This window comes from Methylomonas sp. BG-2 (genome assembly GCF_057766305.1).
The window spans coordinates 1-9,988 of record NZ_JBYMAP010000151.1; the positions used below are offsets into that span (position 1 = coordinate 1).

The 9,988-nt window shown below is 54.4% G+C and carries 7 protein-coding genes; 5 read left to right on the top strand and 2 right to left on the bottom strand.

All coding sequences use genetic code 11. The features are described from left to right. Positions 1-3,212: chemotaxis protein CheB (locus tag AC3B8H_RS14425; RefSeq protein ID WP_488442244.1), on the bottom strand; the 3,212-nt coding region annotated here is incomplete at its 3' end. A 245-nt stretch (positions 3,213-3,457) separates the two neighbouring features. Then, positions 3,458-4,012, bottom strand: a complete 555-nt coding sequence (locus tag AC3B8H_RS14430) for a PAS domain-containing protein (RefSeq protein ID WP_488442245.1) — start codon at positions 4,010-4,012, stop codon at positions 3,458-3,460. A gap of 808 nt (positions 4,013-4,820) precedes the next feature. On the opposite strand from AC3B8H_RS14430, the gene AC3B8H_RS14435 reads away from it, so the two are divergent. From AC3B8H_RS14435 to AC3B8H_RS14455, 5 genes are read left to right on the top strand one after another with little or no spacing between them, the layout of a single operon-like run. After that, on the top strand, positions 4,821-6,206 hold the full coding sequence (locus AC3B8H_RS14435; protein WP_488442246.1) for an MFS transporter: 1,386 nt from the start codon (positions 4,821-4,823) through the stop codon (positions 6,204-6,206). Positions 6,207-6,237: 31 nt separating this feature from the next. Then, entirely contained in the window at positions 6,238-6,708 is a 471-nt protein-coding gene (gene ssb, locus AC3B8H_RS14440; protein ID WP_488442247.1) for a single-stranded DNA-binding protein, read from the top strand. Positions 6,709-6,732: 24 nt separating this feature from the next. After that, positions 6,733-7,902: an MlaE family ABC transporter permease gene (locus AC3B8H_RS14445; protein WP_488442248.1), complete on the top strand. Its 1,170-nt coding sequence runs from the start codon at positions 6,733-6,735 to the stop codon at positions 7,900-7,902. A gap of 3 nt (positions 7,903-7,905) precedes the next feature. Continuing rightward, positions 7,906-8,697 carry an ABC transporter ATP-binding protein gene (locus AC3B8H_RS14450; RefSeq protein ID WP_488442249.1) on the top strand — a complete coding sequence of 264 codons (792 nt, stop codon included), beginning with the start codon at positions 7,906-7,908 and terminating at the stop codon, positions 8,695-8,697. Next, positions 8,694-9,686 (top strand): MlaD family protein, encoded by a 993-nt coding sequence (locus AC3B8H_RS14455; protein ID WP_488442250.1) that lies wholly within the window; start codon positions 8,694-8,696, stop codon positions 9,684-9,686. Before AC3B8H_RS14450 ends, AC3B8H_RS14455 begins: the two co-directional genes overlap by 4 nt. Positions 9,687-9,988: the final 302 nt, after the last annotated feature.

Sequence of the window (9,988 nt, forward strand, 5' to 3'; positions counted from 1 at the left end):
AGTACCGAGGCTATCATCGTAATGTCCAAGATTTCCCGGTTTCTGGTCAGGCGTTGGCTTTGAGTCACCTGATAGTTGGATTTGCCGGAGGTAATGCTCCGGAACATTTCGCGGGCTTCGGTACGGAGATGTTCCGGAACCAAACTTTCGAACTTCATGCCGATCGCTTCCGCCTGGCTCCAGCCGTACAGCCCTTCCGCGCCGGTGTTCCAAGCCACGATACCGCCTTCGAAGTCAATCACAATGATGGCTTCATCAACATCCATCACCAGCGTGGCCAGTTTTTGGATACAACTGATGCAATGGCGTTTGTCTATTAAAAAATGGCTTCTGAGATCGCGCTCGGTCAATGCAAAAATTTGGCCGGTATCGTTTTGAGATGAAAGCAAGGTGGCGGAAACCGAGACATCAATAACTTCGCCTTGGCGGTTCAGGCGTTTGCTGTCGAATTGGGCGACTTGTTCGCCCTGTTGGAGCTTTCCGAAAACGCTGCGCATGTGCGGGCGCTCGGCCAGCGGCACCAGATTTTCAAAACGCATTTGCAATGCTTCCCGCGCGTTCCAGCCATATAAATTTTCCGCGCCGCGATTCCAGGTAATAAATTTGCCGGAATCGTCCAATAGAGTGATTGCGTCGAGCGAGTAGTTGACAAAACTGGCCAAACGCTGGGTTTCCAATTCGGTTTGTTGGCGCAGACTTTGTTGAGTTTGCTTTAGCAGATCAATATCGACAAACGTCAGAATCACGCCGGAATAGATTCGGTCGGAGATGGCATAAGGGATAATTCGCATGAAATACCAATTGCCTTGTTGATTTTGAACCTCGGATTCCAAAATAATCTTTTTTTCGACAACCTGACTGATTAGATCCTCGAGATCAATATCGCGAATGGAGTGGGTCAGGTGAAAGAATGGTCGGCCGATGTCGTTTTCGACAATATGGAACAGGCTTTGCAACTTGTGGGTAAATCGGCGAATGTCCAGATTCTCGTCCAGAAACAAGATTCCGATATTGGTGCTGTTGAACAGATTGTCGAGATCATTGTTCAATATGGTCAATTCGGTGATCTTGCTTTGATGCTCGGCGTTGACCGTGTACAACTCCTCGTTAACCGATTGCAATTCTTCGTTGGTACTTTGCAATTCTTCGTTGCTGGCTAAAAGTTCTTCGTTGGTCGCCTGCAATTCTTCGTTGGAGGTTTCCAATTCCTCGACGGTGGCTTGCAGGTTCTCGCGCGTCAGTTGCAGTTCCTGCTCCAGATCGTTGATGCGTTGCGCGGCATCCTGGTTGATGTCGAAGTTGTCGGCGACGAAGCCGATATCCTGGGTGGCATGATGATCGGCCTCGAAGATCAGAATGGCGATCAAGGTTTCCTGGCTCTTGCGGCCGGGTAGTAATCTGACGTGAATATTCAGCGTCCGAACTTTGTCCTTTTCGCGTAATTTGATATTCGACATGTTGATGCTTTCGCCGCTTTTCAGCGCTTTGCGCACGCCCGTCGCGATTGGAATCGACAAATCCTTGCTGACCAGTTTGGTAATGTCGGTGACCAGCTTGCCGCTGGGATAGCTCAGGTAGCGCTGCGCATCGCCAAAGATGTGCGAAATCTCCATGTTTTCGTTCACAATCATCGTGAACGGCAGCAAGTCCTTGGTTAACGCATTGAAAAAGCGTTCCAGAATCTTGTCTTCCTGATAGCGATTGGCGAAGTTGCGACCCGATTGCGGTGAATTCGCGCGGAAGTTGGTGATCAGTGTGGGCGGCGGGTCCATGCTGCTGATTCCCAGAGTCCGATATTTCCCTCGGGCCCGGTATATCTTGCCTTTCGGACTGATCATGTCGAAATAATCGACCATCTCGCCGATTGATTCGCTGGTGCCGAGCATCAACAAGCCGTCTTTCACCAAGGAAAAATTGAACAGCTCGAGTATCTTTTTTTGCAGGACGGGTTGCAGGTAAATTAATAAATTTCGGCAACTCAGCAAATGAATATTGGTGAAGGGCGGGTCCTTGATCAGGTTATGTTGAGCGAATACCACCATTTCGCGGATCGATTGCGAAATCTGGAAGCTGTCTTCCCTGCGCGAAAAATATTTGACCAGCAGGTGCGATGGCACATCCGCGGCGATGCTCTCGGGGTACAAACCGGTACTGGCTTTCTCCACGGCTTTGGCATCGACATCGGTGGCAAATAATTTCATCCGGAAGAAGTGCCCGGAATATTCGCGGTATTCCGCCAGCATGATCGCCAGCGAATAGGCTTCCTCGCCGGTTGAGCAGCCGGCGATCCAAACCCGAATTTCATTGTTGGTCAGTGATTTGACCAACGGCGTCAGCCATTTGCCGCGGATTTCCTCGAATACCGAGTCGTCACGGAAGAAGTTGGTGACGCCGATCAGCAACTCCTGAAACAGCGCGGATACTTCTTGCGAATTATCTTCCAAGAGATTGCGGTATTCCTTCAGATCGCGGCATTGGTTGATCGAGATGCGGCGTTCGATGCGGCGAACGATGGTGTTGGGTTTGTAAAACGTGAAATCCACTTTGTGCTTGTCGCGCAGCAGCGCGAATATCCGCGTCAAATCGCTGTCTTCCGAGTGGATGGTTGCTTCTTGGACGGCGTAGGGATGTTTGACGAATGCCATCAACTGTTTCGGCATGTCTTCCGGCGGCATTATGAAATCGACCAGGCCGGTGGCGATGGCGTTGCGCGGCATACCGTCGAATTTGGCGCTTTCCTCATCCTGAACCATGACCATGCCGCCGTGTTCCTTGATGGCGCGAATACCGCGAGTGCCGTCGCTGCCGGTGCCGGAGAGAATGATGCCGACCGCCAATTCGGAAACATCCTCGGCCAATGAACGCATGAAGATATCGATCGGCAGGTTGAGTTCGTTGGTGTGGTTTTGGTTGTTCAACAGCAGATGGCCGTGAAACATTGTCAGGTTTTTGCGCGGCGGAATCAGGTAGACATGATTCGGCTCCACTTTCATGCCTTCTTCGATTCTCAGCACCGGCATGATGGTGTGCTTCGATAACAGCTCCACCATCAAACTCTTGTAGTCGGGCGACAGATGCTGAACCACAATAAACGCCATGCCGGTATCCGGCGGCATTTTCTTGAAAAAACTTTCGATGGCTTCCAAACCGCCGGCGGAGGCGCCAATACCCACTACGTAATGCAGCTCGTTCTTATCGGGTTGAGTCTTCATCGGTTCGTGGCGGAATAAGCTTGGTGGAATCAGTGTTTGGCGGCGGGCGTCACTATACGGCACTAAGCGTAGATGGCGTCGGCGCGATGGTCGTCCCGGACGTGGCTGGCGCTACCGCCAGGCGCCCGTATAATGTTCATCGGCGGGTAAGACACCGCCGGTTGTAACCTGAACTAGAGTTATTACGGCCTTTTTCGGGCCGGTGACAACCTCGCGGCAGTGACCATGGTCGGCACGGCAACGCCTTATAAGTCGTTGACGTCGGTGACGGTGATGATCAATGTTTGGCCGGGTTCGTTCATCAACGCGGCGACATCGTCGCCGCCAATTTTTTTGCCCGCCATTTTGGCTTTGAATGGCAGATTTTTTCTACCGTTCAGACTCAACACCAGCGACTTGCCGTCGGGATTCTTGAAAAAACTGTCGAAGCGCGAATTGAAAAGCACTTTATCGTCTTCGAGTACCACCGATGACAAGTGTTTTTTGACGAGTCGTCCCTTTTCTATGCCAAGCCATTCCAGCAGGGTATCGTTGACCTGCTCGACAAAGCCGGATGAGTTCACAATCACGATACCGACCGGGAGTTGATGAAACAAATAGTGGTAGTTGTTCCTTGAACGGGTAATTTCTTCTTGTGCGGCACGCAATTCCTGATTTTGCATTTTGAGTTCGATCTGATGAATTTGCAGATCGTAAAAAATGCGTTGAATTTCATCTGGCGTGATTTGGCTAATTTCTTCCGGCGTGAAATCGATGATGTCTTCGGTCCTGTCTTTTGTCTTGAGCAAATAATCCGCCATGGCAATTCTCCTATTGAAGTAATACACGTTTTCCGGTTCGTGATTGGTCGGAAAGCTTACCAGAAAGCAATAAACTTACAACGGCTGTTACCGATCCAGCGCGGTAGGTTCATTTCAAATGTTCAAGCTTGAATATAAAAGCTCTGCATCCCCACGAAGCCACCAAGCCGATACAATCCGGTCCTTGCCAATCGGTTCAGTCAAGGCTTGTGCTTTCCTCCGAGCCTGTCGACGGGCGAATAGTTAAGCGGTCCGTGGTTCGACAATCTCTCAAGAATCAGCTTTTTATGCATACAAAATTAACCAGTTACAAGTGGACAAAAAATCGCCTCAAACTGCGACTGTTTCATGGTAACGCCATGCGCCCGAAGGGCGCTTACTTTGCTCGTCACGAACGGCTTAACTTAACGGCACTGGCGATGGGCGGGGTGGTTTAGCGGTTCGGTTTCTATTCAAGCGTTTGGGCAAAAGTGCGGACTTTTACCTGTATTACCGGGCCTTCGATCGCGGCTAAGGCAGTTTCCAACTTTTTCATTCGCTCGGTGGGCGAGGTAAGCTGTGAGCCACGCGTGCTCCGACTTGGCTCTCAAGCGCGAATGGTCCGCAACATGCGCTAACGGCTCTTTTTAGGATCGAGGATTTGGAATGGATCGCCGGCTGGGTGACGTCAACCACCGAACCTTGCTGTTCAGGGCCGGCATTACGGGTGGCTGATCGCGCCGGATTTGGGGCGGGCGCGGCTATCCTTGCATTCCTGAGCGCCGCGTAACCTGGTACCATACGCGGCTTTCGGATCAGGAGTTAGGGTTTGACACAGGTTCAGGATATTACCAGTCCGATGACGGCCATGGAGAAACGGGCGACCGTCTCGCTGGCCAGTATCTATGCGCTGAGGATGCTGGGTTTGTTCATGCTGTTGCCGGTGCTGTCGTTGTTCACCGAGCAAATGCCAGGTTCCACGCCGAAATTGGTCGGTTTGACGATGGGCGTTTACGGTTTGAGTCAGGCGATTCTGCAAATTCCGTTCGGACTGTTGTCCGATCGTTTCACCCGCAAAACCATCATTGTCGTCGGTTTGTTGCTGTTCGTGGCCGGCAGCGTGGTAGCCGCGTTGGCGACCGACATATACGGCGTCTTGATCGGGCGGGCACTGCAAGGTTGCGGCGCGGTGTCGGCGGCGGTGATGGCCTTGCTGGCCGATTTGACTCAGGAAGTGCACCGCACCAAGGCGATGGCGACGATAGGCGCCAGTATCGGCATTTCGTTCGGCGTGGCGATTACCGCCGGACCCATCATTGCCGACCATTGGGGCATTGCCGGTATCTTTTGGATGATCGCGCTGTTGGCGGCATTGGCGATTCTGGTGGTGCTGTTCGTGGTACCCAATCCCGAAAAAATCACCACCCATCGCGATGCCGAATATATTCCGTCTGAACTGAGTTCGGTGATTACCAATCCGGATTTGCTGCGGCTGAATTACGGCATATTCGCGCTGCATTTGATTTTGATGGCCAGTTTCGTGGTCGTGCCGTTGCTGATGCGCGATGCCGGCTTGGAAGGCGGCAAGCATTGGTGGGTGTATTTGCCGATGCTGGTGACCTCAATGGCCGGCATCATTCCGTTCGTCATCATCGCCGAGAAGAAACGCAAAATGAAAGGTGTATTTCTGGCGGCGATTTCGACGCTGCTGGTGGCGAATCTGGGTTTCGTGCTGTTGCACGGCGAGTTGGTCGGCCTGATCGCTTGTTTGTGGATCTTTTTCTGCGGCTTCAATTTGCTGGAAGCCACGTTGCCGTCGCTGATTTCCAAAACCGCGCCCGGCGATTTGAAGGGCACCGCGATGGGGATTTATTCCAGCGCCCAGTTCATCGGCGCTTTCTTGGGCGGCGCGGCCGGCGGCTGGTTGTACGGCGAATTCGGTCCGGCCTCGGTGTTTTTGTTCTCGGCCGCTGTCGCCGCCAGTTGGATATTGATCGCCTGGTTTATGTCGCCGCCGCGTTATTGGGCCAATCTGCTGCTGCCCTTGAAAAACGTCGTGCCGGAGCAGGGCGGTGAATTTTCCAAACAACTGCTGGCCATCGTCGGCGTCGAGGAAGTTCGCCTGCATTTCGAGGAACAAGCCGCCTATCTGAAAGTCGATAGCCAGCGCCTGAACAAGGACGATTTGAATCTATTTTTACAGCAATGGCGTTGAGCCGTTGCCCAGCTTTTACACGGAGAAAACCATGCTGAATAAAGTCATGCTGATCGGAAATCTCGGGGCCGACCCGGAGGTGCGTTATATGCCGAGCGGCGACGCCATTACCACGATACGATTGGCCACCACCCGCCGTTGGAAGGATCGCAACACCGGCGACCGTAAGGAAGAGACCGAGTGGCATCGCGTGGTGTTTTTTTCGGGTCTGGCGAAAACCGCCGGCGAATATTTACGCAAGGGTAGTCAGGTCTACGTCGAGGGCCGGATTCGCACCCAAAAATGGCAAGGCCAGGACGGTCAAGACCGCTATACCACCGAGATCGTCGCCGAGTCGATGAACATGCTCGGCAGCCGTAGCGGTGGAACCGCCAACTATTCCGACAACAACACGCCGCCGCCGAGCAGTTACGATCAACGCCCGTCTGCGCCGTCTTCGCCGTCCGGTCCGCAATCGGCGCCGGCGTCTTACGACGATTTCGACGACGATATTCCGTTCTGAGACAGTTAAGGCACTCATCGCCCAGTGACTACAGCCCCCACAATTCCGCCATCCGCCGTCGCCGGTTTGCGGCCGGCCTCGATTGTCGCGAATTCGACATCGGCGGGTTTGGAAGTCGCCTTTGCCGGCGATTGGCTGTTGCAATCGGCCGTGCCGGATCTGACGCCGGTGCTGACTCGTCTACAGCAACGGCGCGACGGCGAACGCTTGCTGTTTTCGACGATCGAGCTGGGCCGTTGGGATAGCCTGTTGGTGACCGAGTTGATCAAACTCATCGATTGCGCGACCGAAAAGCGGTTGATCGTCGATAAAGCCACGCTGCCGGCGCCGCTGCAAGGCTTGCTGGCGCTGGTTTACGCGGTGCCGGAGCGCCTGGACGCCCAGCGCGTTTCCCGAAAAATGGCCTGGAGCGAAGCGTTGACGGTCGAAACCGCCGCCGCGGTGCGGCATGCCAAGGATATGCTGGTCTTCGTCGGCGACATGGCGCTGAGCACCTTAGCGACCCTGCGCGGCCAAGCCCATTTCCGGCGCCAGGATTTGTGGCTGTATATCCAGGAGTGCGGGCCGTCGGCCTTGCCCATCGTCACGCTGATCAGTCTGTTGGTCGGTTTGATCCTGGCCTTCGTCGGCGCGGTGCAATTATCGCTATTCGGCGCGCAAATCTACATTGCCAATCTGGTCAGTCTGGGCATGACCCGCGAAATGGGCGGACTAATGACCGCGATCATCATGTCCGGCCGCACCGGTGCCGCCTACGCCGCGCAGATCGGCACGATGCACGTCAATAGCGAAATCGACGCATTGAAAACGATGAATCTGGACCCGATGGCTTTTCTGGTGCTACCCAGAATGCTGGCTCTGATTCTGATCATGCCCTTGCTGTGCCTGTACGCCGACTTGATGGGCATCATCGGCGGCGGCTTGGTTACCGTGAATTTTTTCGACGTGTCGCTGACCGAATACCTGGACCGCACCGCGCATGCCGTCAAGATGAAGGACTTTATCATCGGCTTCGTCAAATGCTCGGTGTTCGGGATTTTGATCGCCTTGTCCGGCTGCATGCGCGGTATGCAATGCGGGCGGAGCGCATCGGCGGTCGGCGATGCCGGCACTTCGGCGGTGGTGACCGCGATCGTATTCATCGTGGTTGCCGATTCGGTGATGACGATTATCTGTAATCGCTTGGGGATCTGAACGATGGCCGAAGCCTGTATCACGATCAAGGATTTGACGATGACTTACGGCGATTTCGTGATTCAGCGCGACTTGAATTTCACGATCAATCGCGGCGATGTGTTCGTCGTGATGGGCGGCAACGGTTGCGGCAAGACGACCTTGCTGCGGCATATGATCGGTTTGAAGGCGCCGGCCAGTGGCGAGGTTTATTACGGCGATCAAGCCTTATGGGCCGCCGATCCGGTCGCCCGCCAGCGCATCTTGCAGCGCACCGGCGTGTTGTTTCAAAGCGGCGCCTTGCTCAGTTCGATGACCTTGGCCGAAAACGTGGCGCTGCCAATTACCGAAGCTACCCGGCTGCCGGCCCGGAAGGTCCGGGACATCGTGTCCTACAAACTGGCGCTGGTGGGTTTGGCCGGTTTCGAGGACTATTATCCGTCCGAGCTGAGCGGCGGCATGCAGAAAAGGGCGGGTCTGGCCCGGGCGATGGCGCTGGACCCGGAAATTTTATTCTTCGACGAGCCGTCGGCCGGCCTGGACCCGATCACCGCCAAATTGCTTGACGATCTGATCCTCAGTTTAAGCCAGGCCTTGTCGGCGACCGTCGTCGTTGTCACCCACGATCTGGATAGTATTTTCCTGATCGGCAGCAATTCGGTGTTTCTGGATGCCGAAACCCACACCATGATCGCCGGCGGCCCCCCTAGGCAATTGTTGGCCGAATCCAAGGACCCCAATATCGTGCGTTTTTTAACGCGCGGCGACGCCTCGGCATCCCGGCCAGCCGGCGGCCGTAGTCGGAGTAGCCTGTGAGCAAGCAAGCCAATCCCTTGGCGATCGGTTTGTTTTTGACCGGTGCGCTGACTTTGTTGACGATGGGCGTGATGATTTTCGGCGGCGGCGATTATTTCAAGGATAAAAACCGCTTCGTGATTTTCTTCGACTCGGCCCTGAACGGGCTGAACGTCGGCGCGCCGGTCAAACTGCAGGGCGTGCAGATCGGCAACGTCAGCGAAATTTCGCTGGTGATGGAGGCCGACACCGACCGCATCTACAAACCGGTGGTGATCGAAATCGATCCGGCTTTACTGCGGAATACCTCGGGCGAGGAAAGCCACGGCCATACCCAAAAACAGCAGCGGGAGGCGGCGCAGCGTATGATCGAGGCCGGCTTGAAAGCACGCCTGGAAACGCAGAGCTTGCTGACCGGCTTGTTGTATGTCGATTTGAATTTTTACAGTGATAAGCCGATCAATCTGGTCAAGCTGGATTACAAGAATTTGCCGGAATTGCCGAGCGTGCCGACCACGGTCGATGAAATCCGCAACACCGCCGACGAAATCATCAATCGGGCCAAGCAGTTGCCGGTCGAGGAAACCCTGAAGAACTTGTCCGACACCTTGATCGAAGTCCGCGATCTGCTGCAATCGGATAACACCAAGCAATCGATGACGGCCTTGGCGAAGTCCTTACAGGAAACTCAAAAATTGATGGCGACGCTGAACCGGCAAACCGAGCCCTTGCTGAGCAACGCTAACGGCGCGCTGACCGACACCCGCGAAGTGTTGCGCGAATTTAACCGGGAATTGCTGCCGGTATTGCGCGCCGCCGAACAGAGCCTGAGCGCCGCGACTCAGGTCTTGCAGGAATCGCGGCACACGCTGAACGCGGTCGAGACGCTGGCCGACGCCGATGCGCCTCTGAACCAGGCCTTGCTGGAGGTCCGCAACGCCTCGCGCTCGCTGAAGGACTTGACCGACGCGCTGGAACGCCGGCCGCAGTCGCTGTTATACGGAAAATAAGGTTTATCGATCGCGGTTCTGGATAGGATGTTTCCTATATCCCACCCTGGAGTGCCAGTGAAAACGCCGACTTAAATTACTATGTCAAATCCCTCGCGGGGCGAAGCAAAATATCCCGCAGTTCAAAATAGTTATTGATATATCAATTGCTTGCCGAAAATTTCCTGCCGAAAAGTGTGTTATATCGCTGATTGCGTGGTCCGTGGCTGATGCGGGGCGCTTGAATTCCTGGTGAGCTTTTCCCGTCAACCCTCATCGGCCTGCCGGGTTAAAGTATTGATTTAGCTTAACTCCCACTTTTT

Coding starts and splice junctions, on each gene's coding strand:
- ssb (WP_488442247.1), top strand. CDS start 6,238: ATGCTGAATAAAGTCATGCTGATCGGAAATCTCGGGGCCGACCCGGAG.
- AC3B8H_RS14450 (WP_488442249.1), top strand. CDS start 7,906: ATGGCCGAAGCCTGTATCACGATCAAGGATTTGACGATGACTTACGGC.
- AC3B8H_RS14430 (WP_488442245.1), bottom strand. CDS start 4,012: ATGGCGGATTATTTGCTCAAGACAAAAGACAGGACCGAAGACATCATC.